Raw genomic sequence first — 20457 nt, forward strand, 5'->3', positions numbered from 1 at the left:
TATAGTAATGCGGCGATGCTGAAACTACCGCCGAGGAGGGAACGGGAATATGAAAGGGAAGTGAGGCAAAAAAGGCCGAAATATCCTGTTAAAAACAATGCCGGTCACCTTAAGTGACCGGCATTAGGCCGCAGCCGCTTTTTTTACTTCCGCCGCCAGGTTGTCCCCTGCGGACCATCTTCCAGTACGATACCCATCTCATTAAGCTTATCGCGCGCGGCATCTGCCGCTGCCCAGTCTTTCGCTTTACGCGCATCCAGGCGCTGCTGAATAAGACGCTCGATTTTTGCGACTTCAGCGTCGTCAGCCTGCGCACCGCTTTGCAAAAACAGATCCGGCTCCTGCTCCAGCAGACCCAGCACACCGGCAAGCTTACGCATATGCGAGGCCAGCGCGTTGGCGGCAGCGCTATCTTCCGTTTTCAGGCGGTTCACTTCACGCGCCATATCAAACAGCACCGAATAGGCTTCCGGCGTATTGAAATCATCATCCATCGCTTCAATAAAACGCGCCTCAAACGCCTCGCCGCCGCCTGCCGCAACCGTTTTGTCCGTCCCGCGCAGCGCGGTGTAGAGACGCTCAAGCGCCGAGCGCGCCTGTTTGAGGTTCTCTTCGCTGTAGTTAAGCTGGCTGCGATAGTGGCCGGACATCAGGAAGTAGCGAATGGTTTCCGCATCGTAATACTTCAGCACATCGCGCACGGTAAAGAAGTTGCCCAGCGATTTCGACATCTTCTCGCGGTCAACCATCACCATACCAGAGTGCATCCAGTAATTAACGTATTCGCCATCGTGTGCGCAGGTAGATTGCGCGATTTCGTTTTCATGGTGCGGGAACATCAGATCCGATCCGCCGCCGTGAATGTCGAAATGCGAACCGAGCTGTTTGCAGTTCATCGCCGAGCACTCAATGTGCCAGCCTGGGCGCCCTTCGCCCCACGGCGACGGCCAGCTTGGCTCGCCTGGCTTGGACATCTTCCACAGCACAAAATCCATCGGGTTGCGTTTGATTTCAGCCACTTCAACGCGCGCGCCAGCCTGCAACTGATCTAAATCCTGGCGAGAGAGCTTGCCGTAGTTCGGATCGGTCGGCACGGAGAACATCACGTCGCCATTGTCCGCTACATAGGCATGACCGCGTTCCAGCAAGCGCTCGGTAATATCAATGATTTCATGAATATGGTGCGTGGCGCGCGGTTCGCTGTCCGGGCGCAGAATGTTGAGCGCATCAAAATCTTTGTGCATCTCAGCAATCATTCTGTCCACCAGCGCCACAAAGCTTTCGCCGTTTTCATTAGCGCGCTTAATGATTTTGTCATCAATATCGGTAATGTTACGCACGTATTTCAGCTTGTAGCCGAGAAAGCGCAGGTAGCGAGCTACCACATCAAAGGCGACAAACGTGCGGCCATGCCCGATATGACAGAGATCGTATACAGTGATGCCACACACGTACATGCCGACTTCTCCGGCATGAATAGGTTTAAATTCCTCTTTTTGGCGCGTCAGTGTATTAAAAATTTTTAACATCGAAGATTCCATATAAACGTGTGTGGAACGAAACCGCGTATCTTACCCGTAATTCAAACCCGAAGCAGCACACTTTGCAAGGTGATCCAACCTCTTGCTTATGCTATAACAGGCGACTATCTCAGGCCCACTGCCGGGTCTGTGCACCACACTTATGAGAACAGGATGCAAAAATGGTTACTTTCCACACTAATCACGGCGACATCGTAATCAAAACCTTTGATGACAAAGCGCCTGAAACAGTTAAAAACTTCCTGGACTATTGCCGTGAAGGTTTCTACAACAACACGATTTTTCACCGTGTGATTAACGGCTTTATGATTCAGGGCGGCGGTTTTGAGCCGGGCATGAATCAAAAAACGACCAAAGAGCCTATCAAAAACGAAGCCAACAACGGTCTGAAAAACACCCGCGGCACGCTGGCAATGGCCCGCACTCAGGCTCCGCACTCCGCGACCGCGCAGTTCTTTATCAACGTTGCTGACAACGACTTCCTGAACTTTAGCGGCGAAAGCCTGCAGGGCTGGGGCTACTGCGTGTTCGCTGAAGTGGTCGAAGGTATGGACGTGGTTGATAAAATCAAAGGCGTCGCCACCGGTCGCAGCGGTATGCATCAGGACGTACCAAAAGAAGACGTTATCATTGAAAGCGTGACCGTCAGCGAGTAATTCGTGGCGACACTCTTTATCGCAGATTTGCATCTGCAAACGGAAGAACCGGCGATCACCGCCGGTTTTCTGCGTTTTTTACACGGCACGGCCCGCGAGGCGGACGCGCTCTATATTTTAGGCGACCTGTTTGAAGCCTGGATTGGCGACGACGATCCGAACCCGTTGCACCAGCACGTTGCCGACGCGCTCAGGGCGCTCACCCAAAGCGGCGTGCCGTGCTACTTTATTCACGGCAATCGTGATTTTCTGCTCGGCAAACGCTTTGCACAGGCCTGCGGCATGCAACTGCTTCCCCAGGAGCAGGTGTTGAGCCTGTATGGTCGCAACGTGCTGATTATGCACGGCGACACACTCTGCACTGACGACGCGGGCTATCAGGCGTTTCGCGCAAAAGTGCACCAGCCCTGGCTGCAAAAACTGTTTCTCAGCCTGCCCCTGTTTATTCGCCGTCGCATCGCGGCCAAAATGCGCGCCGGTAGCAAAGCCGCGAACAGCAGCAAATCTCTTGAGATAATGGATGTCAATCAACAGGCGGTGGTAAGCGCGATGGAAAAACACCGTGTGCAGTGGCTTATCCACGGCCATACGCATCGCCCGGCGGTGCATCAACTGACGGTCAATAACGCTGCCGCCTGGCGTGCGGTATTAGGCGCGTGGCATAGCGAAGGCTCCATGGTTCGCGTCAGCCAGGAAGGCATCGAACTCATCACTTTCCCCTTCTGAAAGTACGTACTTAAACGGGGAAAACTTCGCGACGCAACCGTTTTCCTGTACCATTTTACGTGCTATTCTCTGTGCCCTCTTTTGTCGTCTGAAGTACACCCACAGGAGTTTTGAGACGCATGTCCTCAAGCAACCAACCGGCACGCATCGCCATCGTTATGGGCTCGAAAAGCGACTGGGCGACCATGCAGTTCGCCGCAGAAATTCTTGATACCCTCCACGTCCCGCACCATGTTGAAATCGTCTCTGCCCACCGCACCCCTGATAAGCTGTTTAGCTTTGCCGAAAGCGCTGAGCACAACGGTTTTCAGGTGATTATTGCTGGCGCAGGCGGCGCGGCGCATCTGCCGGGGATGATTGCGGCAAAAACCCTGGTGCCGGTGCTGGGTGTACCGGTACAAAGCGCGGCGTTAAGCGGCGTCGACAGTCTCTATTCTATTGTGCAGATGCCGCGCGGCATTCCGGTGGGCACGCTGGCAATCGGTAAAGCGGGTGCGGCCAATGCCGCGCTGCTGGCAGCACAAATCCTTGCCCAACACGACCCGGCGCTGCATCAGCGTCTGGCTGAGTGGCGCAAGGCGCAAACCGACGAGGTGCTGGATAACCCTGACCCGCGGGGTGCGGCATGAAGCAGGTTTGTGTTTTAGGAAATGGTCAACTCGGGCGTATGCTGCGCCAGGCCGGTGAACCGCTCAGCATCGCGGTCTGGCCGGTCGGGCTGGATGCCGATCCGCAAGCGGTGCCCTTTGCGCAAAGCGTTATCACCGCTGAAATCGAGCGCTGGCCGCAAACCGCGCTGACGCGTGAGCTGGAACGTCATCCGGCGTTTGTGAACCGCGACGTTTTCCCGGTCATCGCCGATCGCCTGACGCAAAAACAGCTTTTCGATCGGCTGGGGCTGGCGACCGCGCCGTGGCAATTTCTGGCGGATAAAAGCGAGTGGCCGGGCGTGTTCTCGCGCCTTGGCGAGCTGGCTATCGTCAAACGCCGCGTTGGCGGTTATGACGGGCGCGGGCAGTGGCGTCTGCGCGAAGAAGAGACCGGTTCGCTGCCGGATGAGTGCTACGGCGAGTGCATCGTTGAGCAGGGGATTAATTTTTCCGGCGAAGTGTCGCTGGTGGGCGCGCGCGGCCACGACGGCAGCACCGTGTTCTACCCTTTAACGCATAACTTGCATCAGGACGGCATTCTGCGCGCCAGCGTCGCGTTTGCGCACCCGAACCCGGAACAGCAAAAGCAGGCGCAAGCGATGCTGTCGGCCATTATGCATGAGCTGAACTATGTCGGCGTGATGGCGATGGAGTGCTTTGTCACGCCTGGCGGGCTGCTGATTAATGAGCTGGCGCCGCGCGTGCACAACAGCGGTCACTGGACACAAAACGGCGCGTCCATCAGCCAGTTTGAGCTGCATTTACGTGCGGTGGTGGACCTGCCTCTGCCGCCGCCGGTGGTCAGTAGCCCGTCGGTGATGATTAACCTTATCGGCAGCGATTTGAATTATGACTGGCTGAAACTGCCGCTGGTGCACCTGCACTGGTACGACAAAGAGGTGCGCCCTGGGCGTAAAGTCGGTCATCTGAATTTAACCGATGTCGACCCGCAACACCTGAGCGCCACACTGGAAGCGCTGCTCCCGCTTCTGCCGCCGGAGTACGCCAGCGGTATCGCCTGGGCGCAATCAAAACTTCAGTAATCGTTCAAAGGGCATTGATCTCCCTTCGTGCGGGCGTAAAATTTATCGGCTGGCGGGCCTGTTCCGCCAGCGTTTACGCTAAGGATGCCCCATGAACGACACGACGGACTATCTTGCCATTCTGCGGGAAAACACACCGCTTATCGATGTACGCGCCCCGGTTGAGTTTCAGCAAGGCGCCATGCCTTCAGCGCTTAACCTGCCGCTAATGGACGACGCGGAGCGCGCCGCCGTCGGCACCTGCTATAAGCGCGAAGGTGCGGATGCCGCGCTGCGGCTCGGCCACCGGCTGGTGCAGGGCGAGCTGCGCGAGCGCAGAATAAACGCCTGGCTCGATGCCTGCGCGCAGCACCCACACGGGTATCTCTGCTGCGCGCGCGGCGGGCAGCGATCGCATATCGTCCAGCAGTGGCTAAAAGCGCGGCAGTGCGACTACCCGCTGGTGGTGGGCGGTTATAAAGCGTTGCGCCAGGCGGCAATTGACGCCACCGTGCGCTGTGTGCAGCGCCCGCTGCTGCTGATTGGCGGCTGTACCGGTAGCGGTAAAACACTGCTGGTGCGCAGCCAGCCAAACGGTATCGATCTGGAAGGTCTGGCCCGCCATCGGGGTTCGTCGTTTGGCAAAACCCTGCAACCTCAGCGCGCCCAGGCGAGTTTTGAAAACCAGCTGGCCGCCGCGCTCGTCAAGACCTCTGCGGCTTTCTGGGTTCTGGAAGATGAAGGGCATGCGATTGGCGCTAACCATCTGCCGCTGGTGCTGCGCGAGCGTATGGCGAACTCGCCGCTGGTGGTGGTGGAAGAGCCGCTGGAAGCGCGGCTTGAGCGCTTGCGCAAAGAGTATTTTACCGACATGTTGCAGGCGTTTACCGCCCGCGACGGCACCGACGAAGGCTGGCGTGAATACGCAGACTACTTGCGCCACGGCCTGTTTGCTATTCGCCGCCGCCTCGGCCTTGCGCGCTACGCTCAGTTCAGCGAGCGGCTGGAAACGGCGCTTAGCGAGCAGCAAAAAAGCGGCGCCACCGACGGTCATTTTGCCTGGCTGGCACCGCTGCTGGCGGAGTATTACGATCCGATGTATCACTACCAGCTCTCACGGCGCGCGCAGGCGGTGGTGTTTCGCGGAAGCTTCAGCGAGGTGGCCGCCTGGCTTGCGGCCAAAAACGCTTAGTGGCGATCGCGCTTATCGGCGCGTTTTGCCAGCCAGTCGCCCAGTACCTGCACGACCTGCACCAGCACAATCAGCGCCACAACGGTCACCACCATTACCTGCGTTTCGTAGCGGTAGTAGCCGTAACGAATCGCCAGATCCCCGACACCGCCGCCGCCGACGATCCCCGCCATTGCCGAATAACCAATCAAACTCACCAGGGTGATGGTTAAACCGCGCAGCAAACCGGCGCTGGCTTCCGGCAACAACACCGTGCAGATAATGCGCAGCGGGCTGGCGCCAAATGCTTCTGCCGCTTCAATAATGCCTTTATCCACCTCCCGCAGCGCGCTGTCTACCAGGCGGGCATAGAAGGCAATCGCCGCGACCGAAAGCGGCACCGATGCGGCAACCGGGCCAATAGTGTTGCCAAGCAAAAACTGCGTCAGCGGCAGGAGCAGCACCAGCAAAATCACAAACGGCACCGAGCGGATAACGTTTACCAGCACAGAACTGACCAGGTAAACCGCGCGGTTTTGCCAGAACAGGTGACGATCGGTGACAAAAATCAAAAAGCCCAGCGGCAGCCCGCCGATAATCGCCAGCACCGTGGAGATACTCAGCATCTGGAACGTTTCGCCAAAAGCGAGGCTTAAATCAGCCAGTAAATCATCCACGGATCACCTCCACCTGCGCCGTACGGCTGCGAATATAGTCTACCGCCTCGCTCACCGACGAGGCATTTTCTGCCGGGGTCAGTTGCACCACCAGAATGCCGAGCGCCCGCTCGCCGATATACTCAATTTTGCCGTGCAGAATATTCACCGCCACGCCAAAACGCACCGCCGCATCAGACAGCACCGGCTGTTCTGCGGCATCGCCAATAAACAGAATTTTCAGTAACTGCCCCGGCAAGTGCTGCTGTAAACGCGCCGGTAGCGTAAGGTTGAGCGTGTGCGACACCAGTTGCTGCGTAAAGTCATGCTGCGGATGCGCGAAGATATCAAACACCTCGCCCTGTTCGACGACCTGACCACCGGACATGACCGCCACCCGATCGCAGATCGATTTGATCACATTCATCTCATGGGTGATCAACACAATGGTGATACCTAATTGCGTGTTGATCTGTTTAAGTAGCGCCAGAATAGTGGCAGACGTTTCCAGATCCAGCGCCGAAGTTGGCTCGTCGCACAGCAGCACATCCGGGTGGTTGGCGATCGCCCGTGCGATGCCGACACGCTGCTTCTGCCCGCCGCTAAGCTGAACCGGGTAGCGATTCGCTTTATCAGCCAGTCCTACCAGCGCGAGGATCTCCTGCACGCGCGGCGCAATTTTGCTGCGCTCCCAGCCCGCCGCTTTCAGGCTGAAAGCAACATTTTGTGCCACCGTTCGGGTGTGCATCAAATTAAAATGTTGAAAAATCATGCCAATGCGCTGTCGCGCCTGACGCAGCGCAGCCCCTTCAAGCGCAGAGATCTCCACACCGTTAATTTTCACCCGCCCTTCGCTTGGGCGAGTGAGTGCGTTCAGCGTGCGCAGCAGCGTACTTTTGCCCGCGCCACTGGTCCCCACAATGCCGAAGATCTCCCCGGCCGGGATGCGCAGCGAAACGCCATCCACCGCCCTGGTGGTTGCCGCTGCCCCACGGCTGGCGGGAAAATCCACGCACACCTTCTCTATCTCAATCATACAAACCTCAAAGCGCAAAAAGCAGGCCGAAGCCTGCCCGTTAGCCTAACCTTGCGACTATTTTTTATCCGCAGCGACCATCCAGTCTGGTTTCTGGAACGCGTTAAAAATGTTGTCCGGGGAGTCAATTACCGCGCGGTAAGCCGGTGATTTAACCACCGCGACAATATCTTTCGCGAAGGGTTTGTCGGCATCTTCCGTACGTACGGCAATAATGTTTTTCAGATTTTCATCCAGCTGTTCTTGCTTGATGGCCGAGGAGAGTTTCATCCCGGCAGCAATGGCAAAATTACCGTTCACCAGCGACGCCGTGGCGCTATCAAGCGTGCGCGGCAGCTGAGCGGCTTCCAGCGGCTTGAACACCAGCCCTTTCGGATTGCTGGCAATATCGCGCTCGGAGGCTTTGGTCGGATCGATATTTTCTTTAATAGTCACCAGTTCAAGGGATTGCAGGAAGCGCAAACCGCGTGCAAGGTTGGTCGGATCGTTAGAGAGCGTCACAATGTCGCCCTTTTTCAACGCATCCAGGCTCTTAATTTTATGTGAGTAAAAACCCATACCGGCAGTCGGCACCGATAACAGCCGGGTTAATTTAAGCCCTTTATCAGCGGTGAATTTGTCGAAATAGAGGCTATGCTGAAACAAATTGGCGTCAATGCTGCCGTTCGCCAGCGCCATATTAGGCTGCACGTAATCGCTGAACTCGCGCACCACGACTTTGTACCCTTTCTCTTTAAGCTGCGGCGCAATCGCCTGCTTAACCATATCGCCATACGGCCCAGGTGCTACGCCAAAAACAATGGTCTGCGGATCGCTGGCCTGCGCGAACGGTATACCCAGAGCCAGAACGAGTGCGCCAAAAGCCGCACGCACGCTAAAACGTCGCATAAACTTCCCCTGTGAGTGTGTTGTGTAACGCGCCGTGCAGTGCGCCGCGTTTTTAGTTATGACCTGTGCATAAGATGGCATAAAGCGCGGGCGGCGGTAATTGAAAAAAATTCAAGATCTGCTGACTATGTCACTGAATGGCGGGAGATATTTGGGCAGTCAAGGCGATGAAGCATAACGAAAAGCCATCATTGCAGCAGTTTCGTTATGCTTTTCATTGCTAAGCGTTGCCGGATTTAAACGATTACCGGCGGCTTATCAGAAGTCGTAACGCACGCGAACCAGGTTCATGTCGCCCAGGTTGTCGGTGCTGGAGGTGAAGACGTGTTCGTAATCAACACGGAAGCCATAGTCCAGCTGGAAGCTGATACCCACGCCGTTGTCGATACGCTGGTAGTTACGTCCGTTGACGAACTCCAGACGGTCACCCATAAAGTACGGCTGAATGGATTTCACCGCATACTGACCAATCGGGAACTTGTACCCGGCGAAGTATTCAATACCCCAGGCATCGCCTGCGAAGTAGTGATGGACATCGGATTTTTTGCTCAGCATATAGTTCTGATACCAGCCCCCGCCGAGGGAGAAGGTCCAGTTGTCCGGCGTCCAGCTCAGCGCGGAGCCAAGAATGGTCTGATCGTAGGTTTTGCTCTCGCCGGTCGCCGGGTCGCGCATATCCGCGCGGGTATAGTTCCACGCCGCGCCCCAGGTCAGATCGGTGGTCAGGTGGTAATCCACACCCAGTGAACCGCCGCCTTTACGCTTGTAACGGTTGCCGTTGCCATCCAGATAAGAGGTATCGCTGAACAGATACGCGGCGTAAATATCAGCATCGCCAACGGTTTTCTTATATTTCAGCATCTTGCGTGAACGATAAGAGCCATCGTAATCGCCTTTGATACCATTACCCGGTGCCTGAGCGACCATGTCGTAATCCCAGATATCGGTTTTCGCGCCGACAACATCGTAGTAGATGCTGTTCTGCTGACCAAAGGTCAGCGTACCCCAGGTGTTACTCTTCAGGCCGGTGTACAGCTGACGACGCGTGGTGTTGTTAGAGGTGCCGGAGCGGTGATTATCCCAGTCGAAGAGTTCAGGAATATCCACGCCCAGTTCGTAGTAGCTGACCCAGCTAATATCATCGAACAGGTAGTAGTCTGCGGCGAAACGGAAACGGGTGCCGCCATCGAAACCGTTACGTTTATACGCATTTTTGCCATCGTTGCCGGTCATGTTCTGGAACTGCGGACGAATAGAACCGCCCACGGTGAAGTTCAGACGGCTCAGCGGGTTGCCCGCCTGCGGGTCTTGTTTCAGAACAGTAATTTCCGCCTGAGATGCGAAAGAAGTCAACGCCACTGCTGCGCCAATGGCTGTCGCCATAGCGGTTGTTTTTATTTTCATGGTTTTTCCTTGCTGGATAGACTTGCTAATAATTTATTAGCTTGCAAATAGTACCGTTTATAAGTGGCGGATAGTTGAGGATTTTTTAATGTTTTGTGCTGTTAAATATATCATGCATGAATATTTACACCTTGAAATAGAAACGCACCGATAGAATTACCGGTGCGTTATCATCATGCGCTTACACGCTGAACTGGCGGAACAGCGCTTTTCCTTTTAACAGACGCGTGCCAAGCCAGCCGCCACACAAAGAGAGCAGCAGCGCCCCGCACAGCGGCAAGGTGACCCACAGCCGCCAGTCCGGCTCCCACGGAAAATCGAAAACCCGCGTTTGCAGGACCGCCAGCGCTGTTTCTGCGCCTATCGCCGCCACCAGACCGGAAACCAAACCGAGTAACGCAAACTCGCACCACAGGGTAGTGCGCAGCAGGCGTTTGCCCGCGCCGAGCGTGCGGTAGACCACCAGCTCCTGATGGCGCTGGCGCATACCTACTTGCACCTGCGCCAGTAATAGCAGAATGCCGCAGACGGTAACCAGCACGACCATCACTTCCAGCGCCCTGCTGACCTGCTCCAGTACCTGGCCGACCTGCCTGAGAATTGCCCCGATATCCAGCAGACTCACCGTGGGAAACTGCCGGTTCAGTTGCGTCAGCAGGCCGTTATCTTCTTGCAGGCGGAAACTGGTTAGCCAGCTTTGCGGCTGCCCGTCCAGCGCGCCGGGAGGGAAGATAAAGAAAAAGTTAGGCCGTAAACTTTCCCAGTCAACGTTACGCAAGCTGCTAATTTTGGCGCTGAAATCCTGCGTATCGCCCATAAACGTCACGCTATCGCCGATTTTTAGCCCCAGCCGCTCGGCCAGCCCCTCTTCGACAGAGACTTCGCCCGGTTTCGGCGGCCAGCTTCCGGCCACCAGCGGGTTGTGATCCGGGCGCTGGGCCTGCCAGGTCAGATTCAGCTCGCGGTTTAAGGCTTCGTCCTGATTCCCCTCGGTAGACTGGCCGTTCATTTCCGTCAGCCTTGCCCGCACAATCGGGTAGAACGCCTCAGGTATCACGTTATGCCCGGCAAGAAACGCTTTCAACGGCGTGACCTGTTCCGGTGCAATATTCAGCAGGAAGTAGTTCGGGCTTTCTTCCGGCAACTGTTGCTGCCAGCGGTCGAGCAGATCGCCACGCAACACCAGCAGCAGCGCCAGCAGCATAAAGGAGAGCGAGAACGCCGACAGTTGGCTCAATGTTGACCAGGGCTGGCGCAGCAGGCGATTAACCGCCAGACGCAGCGGCAGCGCGTTAAGCGTCAACCGTTTCAGCACATTAAGCAGCAGCCAGCCCAGCGCGCCGCACAGCAGCGCCAGCACCACCGCTCCCGCCAGCACCGCCCAGAGCAGCATACTGCCGCCCATTAACCAGGCGAGCAGCACAACCGCCAGCGCGCAAATCACCGGTATATAGAATTTCAGCGGCCAGACGTTCGCCACCGCATCCCGGCGCAGCACCCGCAGCGGCTGAGTCGCCAGCAGCAGCCGATACGGACGCAGGCCCACCAGCAACGAAATCACCACCATCGTTCCCACCGCCCACAGCCACGGCCAGAGACTGGCTGGCGGCAGCGTCGCGGGCAGTACCGGTTTGAGTAACACCATCAGCGCTTTTTCAAACAACAGCCCTATCGCGCCGCCGGTTATCACAGACATCGCCAGCACGCTCAACCACTGGCCAACGATAAGCTTACGCAGCTGCGCCCGCCCGGCACCCAGCGTTTTCAAAATCGCCACCAGGTCGTAACGGCTGCGGCAATAATGCCCCATTGCCACCGCCACAGCGGCGACCGCCAACAGCAGCGTGAGGAGCGCGGAAAGCAGCAGGAATTGCTGCGAGCGTTGCAATGATTTCCCCAGCGCCCCTTCATCCTGCTCCAGACCATACCAGCGATGCTCAGGCTTCAGTTGCGGCATCAGCCACGTCTCGTACTCTGCAAGCTGCTCTGGCGTACCGCCAAATTTCGCCCGCCAGGTGACACGGCTGCCCGGCTGAACCGCGCCGGTTTTTTCGACATCGGCCGTGTTCATCAAAAGGCGCGGCGCCATCTGGAAAGGGTTAAAACCGGCGTCCGGCTCCTGGAGGACTTCGCCCGCAATGCGCAGCGTGACATCCCCCACATCCAGGGTGTCCCCCACTTTTAAATTTAACAGCGCCAGCAGCCGGGGGGCCAGCAACACGCTGCCGGCCTGCGGTTTCAGTCCGGCCGGGCGGGTTTGCAGCTCGCCATACATCGGGTAGATATCATCCACCGCTTTGACATTCGCCAGCTGCGGCGTGTCGCCTGCAAAAGTCATGGTGTTGAAACTGACCTGCTCGCTCACCTGCAGGCCCATTTTGCGCGCCTCATCCAGCCAGGTCTGCGGTATCGCGCGCGAACTGCGCAGTGCGCGGTCGCCCGCCATAAAATCACGGCTCTGCTGGCTCAGCCCTTTCTCCATGCGATCGCTAATGCTGCCCAGCGCCAAAACGCAGGCAACGGCAAGACTGAGCGCCAGCCAGACAATCAGCATTGAAGGCGAGCGCCACTCGCGCCAGAACCAGCGGGCTATCATGCTTCCTCCTGCAATTCACCGTTGACTAACCGTAAGCGACGATCGCAGCGCGCCGCCAGTTGCGGATCGTGGGTGACCAGGATAAGCGTGGTGCCGAATTGTTGGTTCATGGCAAAGAGCAAATCAGCGATTTTGTCCCCGGTTTGCCGGTCAAGATTTCCCGTCGGCTCATCGGCAAACAGCACCGCCGGGCGACCATTAAACGCCCGCGCCAGCGCCACACGCTGCTGCTCGCCGCCGGAAAGCTGCGCCGGAAGATGATCAAGCCGCTTGCCCAGGCCCAGATCTTCAAGCAAGGTTTTTGCACTGCGACGGCTCTCGCTGCTGTTTTCGCCGCGCAACAGCGCCGGAAGCTCGACGTTTTCCAGCGCATTGAGGGTTGGAATTAGCATAAATGACTGAAAAACAAAGCCAACGTTCTGCGCCCGTAGCTGAGCGCGCGCTTCTTCGTCCATCTTGTGCAACGGTTTGCCAAGAAGCGTGACCTCGCCGCTGCTACCATCATCTAACCCGGCAAGGATAGCCAGCAATGTGGACTTACCCGAACCCGATTCACCGACCAGCGCAAGGGTTTGCGCGGGTTTGACAACAAGCTCAACTCCGGTAAGGATGGAAAGTTCATGCTCCCCCTGACCGACGGACTTCTTAAGATGATGAACTTCAATAATGTTTTCCGCTGGCATTTGCCCTTCCTGTTTCTGCTTTTGTTAACTTTTCGCGTCGCCGCAGCAGACACGTTACTGATTCTGGGCGACAGTCTGAGCGCCGGGTATCGCATGGCGGCAAACGTCGCATGGCCTGCGCTGCTGAATGATAAGTGGCAGCAAAAGCCGGCGGTGGTGAATGCCAGCATCAGCGGCGACACCTCGCAGCAGGGGTTGTCTCGCCTGCCCGCGCTGCTAAAAGAGCATCAGCCGCGCTGGGTACTGGTGGAGCTTGGCGGTAATGATGGCCTGCGCGGTTTTGCGCCGCAACAAACTGAGCAAACGCTGCGCCAGATAGTGCAGGCGATAAAAGCCGCCGATGCCGAGCCGCTACTGATGCAGATTCGGCTGCCCACCAACTACGGTCGTCGCTATAATGAAGCGTTTAGCGCAATTTATCCTAAGCTTGCCAACGAGTTGGATGTTCCCCTGTTACCCTTTTTTATGGAGGAGGTCTATCTCAACGCTCAGTGGATGCAGGATGATGGTATACACCCCAACCGCGACGCCCAGCCGTTTATCGCCGACTGGATGGCATCAAGGCTGGCTCCTTTAGTAAATCACGACTCCTGACCTGTCAGGGAAGCCACCAGGTAAAGTTATGCAAAAAACGGTCTTAATTACAGGATGTTCCAGCGGCATCGGTCTGGAAAGCGCACGCGAACTCAAGCGCCAGGGGTTTCGCGTGCTGGCGGCCTGCCGTAAACCCGATGACGTCGCACGCATGGAACAGGAAGGTTTTAACGGTATCTTACTCGATCTTGACGATCCGGCGAGTGTTGATAGCGCAGCAGATGAGGTGATAGCACTGACGGGTAATCGCCTGTACGGTATCTTTAATAATGCGGGTTTCGGGGTATATGGCCCGCTGGATACCATTACCCGCCGCCAGCTGGAGCAGCAATTTTCCAGCAACTTTTTTGGCGCTCACCAGCTTACCATGCGGCTACTGCCCGCCATGACGCCGCACGGCGAGGGGCGTATCGTGATGACATCATCGGTGATGGGGCTTATCTCAACACCCGGTCGCGGGGCTTACGCGGCCAGCAAATATGCGCTGGAAGCCTGGGCTGATGCCCTGCGCATGGAATTGCGCCATAGCGGGGTGAAAGTCAGCCTGATTGAACCTGGCCCCATCCGCACGCGATTTACGGATAACATCAACCAGACGCAGCGTGACAAGCCGGTGGAAAATCCCGGCATTGCGGCACGTTTCACCCTTGGGCCTGAGGCGGTTGTCGCCAAAGTGCGCCATGCTTTTGAGAGCCGCCATCCGAAAATGCGCTACCCGGTCACGCTGGTGACCTGGGCGGTTTGCCTGTTAAAACGCCTGCTTCCGGGGCGCGTGATGGATAAAATTTTGCAGGGGTGAGTTGAAGGCGCGCCGCCTGTCCCCCATGTAATACCAAATAGTAAAAAACAGAGAATCTCTTATGTCCGTACAGAATATTGTCAATATTACCGAAGCGAACCTGCAGCAGGTGCTTGAGCAATCCGTTGCCACACCGGTGCTGTTTTATTTCTGGTCCGATCGCAGCCAGCACTGCCAGCAGCTGACGCCGGTGCTGGAGTCTCTGGCCGCACAGTACAACGGGCAGTTTATTCTGGCAAAAGTGGATTGCGACGCCGAGCAGATGGTGGCGTCTCAGTTTGGCCTGCGCGCTATTCCGACGGTGTATCTGTTCCAGAATGGTCAGCCGGTTGACGGCTTCCAGGGCCCGCAGCCGGAAGAGGCTATCCGAGCGCTGCTGGATAAAGTCTTGCCGCGTGAAGAAGAGTTAAAAGCGCAGCAGGCAATGGAGCTGATGGAGGAAGGCAAGCATGCAGAGGCCCTGCCGCTGCTGAAAGAAGCCTGGCAGCTCTCCGGGCAGAATAGCGAAATCGGCCTGCTGCTGGCGGAAAACCTGATAACCCTGAACCGCCAGGACGAAGCGGAAGCGGTGCTGAAAACCATTCCTCTGCAGGATCAGGACACGCGTTACCAGGGGCTGGTCGCGCAAATCGAGCTGCTAAAACAGGCGGCCGATACGCCGGAAATCCAGCAACTGCAAAAACAGGTGGCGGAGAATCCCGAAGACGCGGCGCTGGCGACACAGCTTGCGCTGCAACTGCACCAGGTCGGGCGTAATGAAGAAGCGCTGGAGCTGCTGTTTGGTCATTTACGTAAAGATCTTGGCGCCGCCGATGGTCAGGCGCGCAAGATTTTGCAGGATATTCTGGCAGCGCTGGGTACCGGTGATGCGCTGGCATCGAAGTATCGTCGCCAGCTGTACTCCCTGCTTTACTAATACACCCCGCTAAAACCAGGGATCGTGCTGCTTTATGCAGCAAATAAGGCTAAGATGGCATCAAATTAAACAGGAGGTTTTTTTGATGCCTATCGTCATTTTGGTGCTTATTTTTGTTGCGCTCGTTGTTGTTATTTCTGGCGTAAAAATTGTTCCACAAGGTTACCAGTGGACAGTTGAACGTTTTGGCCGCTTCACCCGCACTTTACAGCCTGGCCTGAGCCTTGTTGTGCCGTTTATGGACAGGATTGGTCGCAAGATCAATATGATGGAGCAAGTGCTCGATATCCCTTCGCAGGAAGTCATCTCTAAAGATAACGCCAACGTGACAATTGATGCCGTCTGTTTTATTCAGGTTATCGATGCGCCGCGCGCCGCTTATGAGGTCAGTAATCTGGAACTGGCCATTATCAATCTGACGATGACCAACATCCGTACCGTGCTTGGCTCGATGGAGCTGGATGAAATGCTCTCCCAGCGCGACAGCATCAATACTCGCCTGCTGCACATTGTTGACGAAGCGACTAACCCGTGGGGGGTGAAAGTCACCCGTATTGAGATCCGCGACGTGCGCCCACCGGCGGAACTGATTGCCTCGATGAATGCGCAGATGAAAGCAGAGCGAACCAAGCGTGCTTATATTCTGGAAGCTGAAGGGGTGCGGCAGGCGGAAATCCTCAAAGCCGAAGGGGAAAAACAGTCGCAGATCCTCAAAGCAGAAGGTGAGCGCCAGTCGGCCTTTTTGCAAGCGGAAGCCCGTGAGCGTTCAGCTGAAGCAGAAGCCCGTGCAACGCAAATGGTTTCCGAAGCGATTGCCGCCGGGGATATTCAGGCGATTAACTACTTTGTGGCGCAGAAATATACCGAAGCATTGCAACAAATCGGCTCGGCAAATAACAGCAAAGTGGTGATGATGCCGCTGGAAGCGAGCAGCTTGATGGGCTCGATTGCCGGTGTCGCGGAACTGCTTAAAGAGAGCGCCAGCGAGCGTAAAAAACCATGATAGCCCTGTTGCTCGACCATCCTCACCTTGTCTGGCTGACGCTTGGCGGGCTGCTGCTCGCCGCCGAGATGCTCGGCGGCAACGGCTATTTGCTCTGGAGCGGCGTGGCGGCAGTGGTGACCGGTTTACTGGCCTGGGTGATGCCGTTTAGCCTGGAGTGGCAAGGCGTGTTGTTCGCCCTGCTGACCATGCTGGCTGCCTGGCTGTGGTGGAAGTGGTTAAACAAGCGCGTCAGGCAGCAAAAACCTGCCGACGCCTCGCTTAATCAGCGTGGCCAGCAGCTCGTTGGCCGCCGCTTTCAGCTGGATAATGCCCTGGTCAATGGCCGCGGCCATATGCGCGTGGGCGACAGCTCCTGGCCGGTGATAGCCGATGCGGATCTCCTCGCCGGAACGCGCGTGGAAGTGATTTCGGTGGAAGGGATCACCCTGCATATCAAAGCGGTAAGCGAGTAGCGTTACCCTTTTGCGTGGTGATGGCAGCAGCCCGACAGGTTATCAATAATCGGGCAATCTGCGCTGTCATCACCCGGGCAGGCATCCGCCAGCGTCAGCAACTGCGCGCGCATCGCCTGCAACTCTTCAATATGTCTTTCAATATCCGCCACTTTCTGCAAAGTCCGCGCTTTTACGTCTGCACTGTGCCGCGCCGGGTCATTAAATAAGTTAACCAGTTCGCCGCACTCGTCCAGATTAAACCCAACCTGGCGCGCCTGGCGTAATAAGGTCAGCTCATTGAGATGCTGCTGCGTGTAGCTTCGATAGCCGTTCTCACTGCGCAGCGGCGGCGTCACCAGCCCTTTCTCTTCATAAAAGCGAATTGCTTTGCTGGTTAAACCGGTTCTTTTTGCCACATCGCTAATATTCACGCTCTCCCCCTTACGGTTCACTCACCCGACATGAATACTCTACCAGCCCGGCCGTTAAGGGGAAAATATAAAATCCCCCGATGAATACGAGGCTTTGATTTTTTCTTTATTTTTTTGTGATGTTCCATTTTTGATGGAAAGCAGCACACCGCCCGGCGCAAAAGTGCTGACAAAAATGGCCCATAAAGGGCCATCATGTTATCAGAAATTATAATTAAGACTGACAGAATAGTTTCGCGGCTCGTTGAAGGCGACACCACCGGAAGGGTTAGTGTTGTACTCGCGATCGAACAGGTTTTTGATATTCCCCTGTAATGAGAGGTTTTTATTCACCTGATAGCGGGCAAACAGATTAGCTAACGGGTAACTTCCCTGATGTATGCGCTCTGTCACGCCTGCCGGATTGGTCGCTTCTTTATAGGTGCGGTTCTGCCAGTTAATGCCCCCGCCGACGGTCAGCTCAGGCAATATCGGCAAATTATAACGGGTAAACAGTTTCAGACTGGTCTGCGGCATATAAGGGTTTGTGCGCTCGCCGCTGGCATCTTTAGCAACATAGCGTGTCGCGCCAAACGTTACCTTCAGGTTATCTGTTAGCGCACCATTGATTTCAAAATCAATACCCCGGCTCACCACGCCTTTCGCCGCTTTATACGCGTTTTCACTGCTGTTATTAACGTAAATATCACTCTGGATTTGGCCCAGGTTTTCCTGCTCAATGCGGAAAACTGACAAACTTGCCGTGATCTTGCTGTTATCCCAGTCACCCTTAATACCTGCTTCATAATCGTTACCGGTGATAGGTTTCAGGTAATTCCCCTGCCGATCGCGGTAAGTCTGCGGCTGGAAGATAGACGTATAGCTGGCGAATGCCGAGTAGTTCTCGTTGATGTCATAAACCAGGCCGCCATACGGCGTCAGGTTGTTTTTGTCCATTTCATCCGTCGTGCCGTGCGTGCTGTACTGTGTATAACGTGCGCCAATAATCAACGAAAGCGGATCGGCCAGCGAGAAACGCGCCGCCGAATAAGCGGATTTCTGACGGATAACGTCTTCAGCAGAAAGGACCCATGCCGGCCAGTCTGGTTCCGCCACGTCGCCGTTCCAGTTGTTCCAGTCGCCAATGTCTGCGGGTGACAGCATGGAAGAAGAATAGATATAGCGATTGCGCTGTCGACTGTAATCAACCCCGGCCACTAACTGATGCTGGCGGCCTGATAATTCAAACGGCCCGGTCGCATACGCGTCCACCGCAGTCTGCGTACGCAGGCCTTTATACCAGCCAGCAAAACCGGACCCGGTAGTATTGAGAATGCCACTGGTCTGATCCGGATAGCCTGAGACATAGAGCAATTTGCTGTCAAAATCCGACTCCGCATGCGTGCTGTTGAGGCGCACCTGCCAGCCGTTATCAAAGTTGGTGGTCAGGTTGGCGAATACTTTGCGTGACAGAATATTGTAATGCGTCCAGTCAGCCGATGGGTTATCGCTGCGGTCATAGTGAATCTTGCTGCCGTTGCTGTACCAGGTGGGTAACCCGCCCCAGCTTGGTCCATCTGTATTGCGTGACTGGTAGTCATAACCGATATCCAGCGTTGTGTTGTCAGTAATATCCGCCGCCACAGTGACATAAAGGAATTTTTTCCTTTTATGATAACGATCGACCCAACTATCTTGATCCTGATACCCCGTGACGACACGCCCGCGCAGCGTACCGGCGTCATTCAGCGCGCCTGATAAATCGGCAACATAACGTTGATTATCCCAGCTTCCGTAACTGGCGGAGAGATTACCGGCAAAGGTTTTGCTGTCGGCTTTTTTGCGGATCATATTAATGGCAGCCCCCGGATTACCTGTACCGGTCATTAACCCTGTTGCGCCACGTACCACATCAATACGTTCATAAATGGCCGAATCACCATCCGTTTCACCGAAGTTCCACGCACCAGTTTGCGTGGAGGGAATATCATCGTAGGTATAATTGTTGATATAAAAGCCACGGGAATAAAAATCGACACGCTCTGAGTCATTTTGCGAAGCGGAGATGCCGGTGACATTCGTCAGCGCATCGCCTACATCCTGTAAGTCCTGGTCTTTGATTCTTTGTTGCGTCATTACGCTGACAGCCTGCGGAATATCGCGTTGCGTCAGGTTCATTTTGGTGCCGGCCCGTGTCGCCGGAGCCGTATAAGTCTGCGCCTGCGCCGTTGCGGTACTGGCATCGGCGGTGACAACCAGCGACTCTTCAGCGCTGGCGTTGCCGGTGTTAGCCGCCGCGCCCGCTTCGTTAATAATAAGAGCATGACTGATGCAAAGCGTTAATAATGAATAAGAAAAATTCTTTTTAAATCCAGGCGCACACACTGCGGCGCGTACCTGCTTGCCACATCTTTCTTTAAAAGACATTGAGTACCCCATCATTTGTTTTATTTGTTTGCATACCGTCCTGTTTCTATAACTCCCCCTACTGAATGTGAGGAAAAACAGCGGGTAACAGGTTGGGTTACGACATAATAAATGCAAATGATAGTGATTACTATTTTCATTAGCATGAAAAATGTTTTTTATTGCATGCTTCTATCCTGAGATATCCTCTCGTTTCAACCTTCAGGCGTAACGGACTGCAGGAATCGTTGTCAGCCCGGACCAGTTCCATCACTGACGGCCCTGACTTCCTCCCAATTTTCAGCGAGATGACGTAACGGTAAATTAAGCACTGAACAACCCGGCAATACTACTGATGGCTGTGTGCAAAGTTTTTACTCAGGCAAAACTGCGCTACGGCGCACCGCAGCTGGCAGATGAATTGCGTGCGCATGGGTATCGCTTCAACGTGAAAGCCGTGGCAGCCAGCCTTCGTCGCCAGGGGGTGCGGGCAAAAGCCTCGCGCCGGTTCAGCCCGGTCAGTTACCGTGAGCATGGGCTTGCGGTATCAGAGAATCTGCTTAAACAGGATTTTTACGCCAATAGTCCGAACCAAACGTGGGCGGGTGATATCGCATATCTTCGCACGGATGAAGACTAGCCATTCTGGTTGTCGTCATCGACCTGTGGTCACGTGCTGTTATCGGCTGGTAAATGCCATCGTGCATAACGGCACAACTGGCCTGCGATGCGCTACTGATGGCGCAGTGGCGGCGTAAATGAAGACAACGTTAATTATACGCTGGCGTCGCCACAGTGCCTGTGGCGGTCTCAATCCGGAACAATTTGAAAATGAAAATCTCGCTTAGGGTTGTGTCCACATT

General features: G+C 55.6%; 19 protein-coding genes and 1 pseudogene. 11 read left to right on the top strand and 9 right to left on the bottom strand.

Features of this window, described 5'->3' with window-relative positions:
* Nucleotides 1-143: 143 nt before the first annotated feature.
* Entirely contained in the window at nt 144-1529 is a 1386-nt protein-coding gene (gene cysS, locus ACTU3N_RS00920; protein ID WP_443084277.1) for a cysteine--tRNA ligase, read from the bottom strand.
* Nucleotides 1530-1702: 173 nt separating this feature from the next.
* Here cysS and ppiB point away from each other — a divergent pair, with 173 nt between their 5' ends.
* The 5 genes from ppiB (at nt 1703) to mnmH (ending at nt 5787) form a co-directional block, all read left to right on the top strand.
* Complete coding sequence (gene ppiB / locus ACTU3N_RS00925) at nt 1703-2197, top strand: peptidylprolyl isomerase B (protein ID WP_443084278.1); 495 nt, start codon at nt 1703-1705, stop codon at nt 2195-2197.
* Between the two features lie 3 nt (nt 2198-2200).
* The gene (gene lpxH, locus ACTU3N_RS00930; protein ID WP_443084279.1) at nt 2201-2923 is read left to right on the top strand and encodes a UDP-2,3-diacylglucosamine diphosphatase; all 723 of its coding nucleotides are present in this window, start codon (nt 2201-2203) and stop codon (nt 2921-2923) included.
* 119 nt (nt 2924-3042) lie between these two features.
* Nucleotides 3043-3552 (top strand): 5-(carboxyamino)imidazole ribonucleotide mutase, encoded by a 510-nt coding sequence (gene purE, locus ACTU3N_RS00935; RefSeq protein WP_443084280.1) that lies wholly within the window; start codon nt 3043-3045, stop codon nt 3550-3552.
* Entirely contained in the window at nt 3549-4616 is a 1068-nt protein-coding gene (gene purK, locus ACTU3N_RS00940; protein WP_443084281.1) for a 5-(carboxyamino)imidazole ribonucleotide synthase, read from the top strand. The genes purE and purK overlap by 4 nt, the downstream gene beginning before the upstream one ends.
* A gap of 91 nt (nt 4617-4707) precedes the next feature.
* Nucleotides 4708-5787 carry a tRNA 2-selenouridine(34) synthase MnmH gene (gene mnmH / locus ACTU3N_RS00945; protein ID WP_443084282.1) on the top strand — a complete coding sequence of 360 codons (1080 nt, stop codon included), beginning with the start codon at nt 4708-4710 and terminating at the stop codon, nt 5785-5787.
* Here the strand turns inward: mnmH and ACTU3N_RS00950 are convergent.
* The 6 genes from ACTU3N_RS00950 to ybbA all read right to left on the bottom strand — a co-directional run bounded on the left by ACTU3N_RS00950 (nt 5784) and on the right by ybbA (nt 13029).
* A complete protein-coding gene (locus tag ACTU3N_RS00950) occupies nt 5784-6443 on the bottom strand; it encodes a methionine ABC transporter permease (RefSeq protein WP_443084283.1) in 660 nt (219 codons plus the stop codon). The two genes, mnmH and ACTU3N_RS00950, sit on opposite strands and share 4 nt — an antisense overlap.
* Nucleotides 6436-7458, bottom strand: coding sequence for a virulence-associated ABC transporter ATP-binding protein SfbB (gene sfbB / locus ACTU3N_RS00955; RefSeq protein ID WP_443084284.1), 1023 nt, complete (start codon nt 7456-7458; stop codon nt 6436-6438). The genes ACTU3N_RS00950 and sfbB overlap by 8 nt, the downstream gene beginning before the upstream one ends.
* Before the next feature lie 57 nt (nt 7459-7515).
* Nucleotides 7516-8346: a MetQ/NlpA family ABC transporter substrate-binding protein gene (locus tag ACTU3N_RS00960; RefSeq protein ID WP_443084285.1), complete on the bottom strand. Its 831-nt coding sequence runs from the start codon at nt 8344-8346 to the stop codon at nt 7516-7518.
* A gap of 258 nt (nt 8347-8604) precedes the next feature.
* The gene (locus ACTU3N_RS00965; protein WP_443084286.1) at nt 8605-9750 is read right to left on the bottom strand and encodes a porin; all 1146 of its coding nucleotides are present in this window, start codon (nt 9748-9750) and stop codon (nt 8605-8607) included.
* Nucleotides 9751-9931: 181 nt separating this feature from the next.
* Nucleotides 9932-12346, bottom strand: a complete 2415-nt coding sequence (gene ybbP, locus ACTU3N_RS00970) for a putative ABC transporter permease subunit YbbP (protein WP_443084287.1) — start codon at nt 12344-12346, stop codon at nt 9932-9934.
* A complete protein-coding gene (gene ybbA / locus ACTU3N_RS00975; protein ID WP_443084288.1) occupies nt 12343-13029 on the bottom strand; it encodes a putative ABC transporter ATP-binding protein YbbA in 687 nt (228 codons plus the stop codon). The genes ybbP and ybbA overlap by 4 nt, the downstream gene beginning before the upstream one ends.
* On the opposite strand from ybbA, the gene tesA reads away from it, so the two are divergent.
* The 5 genes from tesA (at nt 12997) to ACTU3N_RS01000 (ending at nt 16796) form a co-directional block, all read left to right on the top strand.
* Complete coding sequence (gene tesA / locus ACTU3N_RS00980) at nt 12997-13623, top strand: multifunctional acyl-CoA thioesterase I/protease I/lysophospholipase L1 (protein WP_443084289.1); 627 nt, start codon at nt 12997-12999, stop codon at nt 13621-13623. The two genes, ybbA and tesA, sit on opposite strands and share 33 nt — an antisense overlap.
* A 28-nt stretch (nt 13624-13651) precedes the next feature.
* Entirely contained in the window at nt 13652-14422 is a 771-nt protein-coding gene (locus ACTU3N_RS00985) for an SDR family oxidoreductase (RefSeq protein WP_443084290.1), read from the top strand.
* Between the two features lie 61 nt (nt 14423-14483).
* Nucleotides 14484-15338: a co-chaperone YbbN gene (locus ACTU3N_RS00990; RefSeq protein WP_443084291.1), complete on the top strand. Its 855-nt coding sequence runs from the start codon at nt 14484-14486 to the stop codon at nt 15336-15338.
* Between the two features lie 85 nt (nt 15339-15423).
* Nucleotides 15424-16341 (top strand): SPFH domain-containing protein, encoded by a 918-nt coding sequence (locus tag ACTU3N_RS00995; protein ID WP_443084292.1) that lies wholly within the window; start codon nt 15424-15426, stop codon nt 16339-16341.
* Nucleotides 16338-16796 carry an NfeD family protein gene (locus tag ACTU3N_RS01000; protein ID WP_443084293.1) on the top strand — a complete coding sequence of 153 codons (459 nt, stop codon included), beginning with the start codon at nt 16338-16340 and terminating at the stop codon, nt 16794-16796. The genes ACTU3N_RS00995 and ACTU3N_RS01000 overlap by 4 nt, the downstream gene beginning before the upstream one ends.
* A gap of 2 nt (nt 16797-16798) precedes the next feature.
* Here the strand turns inward: ACTU3N_RS01000 and cueR are convergent, their stop codons facing one another.
* Both cueR and fhuE read right to left on the bottom strand, forming a co-directional pair.
* Nucleotides 16799-17209: a Cu(I)-responsive transcriptional regulator gene (cueR, locus tag ACTU3N_RS01005; protein WP_443084294.1), complete on the bottom strand. Its 411-nt coding sequence runs from the start codon at nt 17207-17209 to the stop codon at nt 16799-16801.
* A 201-nt stretch (nt 17210-17410) separates the two neighbouring features.
* Nucleotides 17411-19615, bottom strand: coding sequence for a ferric-rhodotorulic acid/ferric-coprogen receptor FhuE (gene fhuE, locus ACTU3N_RS01010; protein WP_443084295.1), 2205 nt, complete (start codon nt 19613-19615; stop codon nt 17411-17413).
* Nucleotides 19616-19952: 337 nt separating this feature from the next.
* Between fhuE and ACTU3N_RS01015 the strand changes: the two are divergent.
* A pseudogene (locus ACTU3N_RS01015) lies at nt 19953-20442 on the top strand (DDE-type integrase/transposase/recombinase); the annotation flags it as partial.
* Between the last annotated feature and the right edge of the window lie 15 nt (nt 20443-20457).

The sequence above is a fragment of the Vagococcus sp. WN89Y genome (genome assembly GCF_052220145.1).
GTDB lineage: Bacteria > Pseudomonadota > Gammaproteobacteria > Enterobacterales > Enterobacteriaceae > Kosakonia.

Coding starts and splice junctions, on each gene's coding strand:
- cysS (WP_443084277.1), bottom strand. CDS start 1,529: ATGTTAAAAATTTTTAATACACTGACGCGCCAAAAAGAGGAATTTAAA.
- ppiB (WP_443084278.1), top strand. CDS start 1,703: ATGGTTACTTTCCACACTAATCACGGCGACATCGTAATCAAAACCTTT.
- purE (WP_443084280.1), top strand. CDS start 3,043: ATGTCCTCAAGCAACCAACCGGCACGCATCGCCATCGTTATGGGCTCG.
- purK (WP_443084281.1), top strand. CDS start 3,549: ATGAAGCAGGTTTGTGTTTTAGGAAATGGTCAACTCGGGCGTATGCTG.
- mnmH (WP_443084282.1), top strand. CDS start 4,708: ATGAACGACACGACGGACTATCTTGCCATTCTGCGGGAAAACACACCG.
- sfbB (WP_443084284.1), bottom strand. CDS start 7,458: ATGATTGAGATAGAGAAGGTGTGCGTGGATTTTCCCGCCAGCCGTGGG.
- ACTU3N_RS00960 (WP_443084285.1), bottom strand. CDS start 8,346: ATGCGACGTTTTAGCGTGCGTGCGGCTTTTGGCGCACTCGTTCTGGCT.
- ACTU3N_RS00965 (WP_443084286.1), bottom strand. CDS start 9,750: ATGAAAATAAAAACAACCGCTATGGCGACAGCCATTGGCGCAGCAGTG.
- ybbP (WP_443084287.1), bottom strand. CDS start 12,346: ATGATAGCCCGCTGGTTCTGGCGCGAGTGGCGCTCGCCTTCAATGCTG.
- tesA (WP_443084289.1), top strand. CDS start 12,997: ATGATGAACTTCAATAATGTTTTCCGCTGGCATTTGCCCTTCCTGTTT.
- ybbA (WP_443084288.1), bottom strand. CDS start 13,029: ATGCCAGCGGAAAACATTATTGAAGTTCATCATCTTAAGAAGTCCGTC.
- ACTU3N_RS00985 (WP_443084290.1), top strand. CDS start 13,652: ATGCAAAAAACGGTCTTAATTACAGGATGTTCCAGCGGCATCGGTCTG.
- ACTU3N_RS00990 (WP_443084291.1), top strand. CDS start 14,484: ATGTCCGTACAGAATATTGTCAATATTACCGAAGCGAACCTGCAGCAG.
- ACTU3N_RS00995 (WP_443084292.1), top strand. CDS start 15,424: ATGCCTATCGTCATTTTGGTGCTTATTTTTGTTGCGCTCGTTGTTGTT.
- ACTU3N_RS01000 (WP_443084293.1), top strand. CDS start 16,338: ATGATAGCCCTGTTGCTCGACCATCCTCACCTTGTCTGGCTGACGCTT.
- fhuE (WP_443084295.1), bottom strand. CDS start 19,615: ATGTCTTTTAAAGAAAGATGTGGCAAGCAGGTACGCGCCGCAGTGTGT.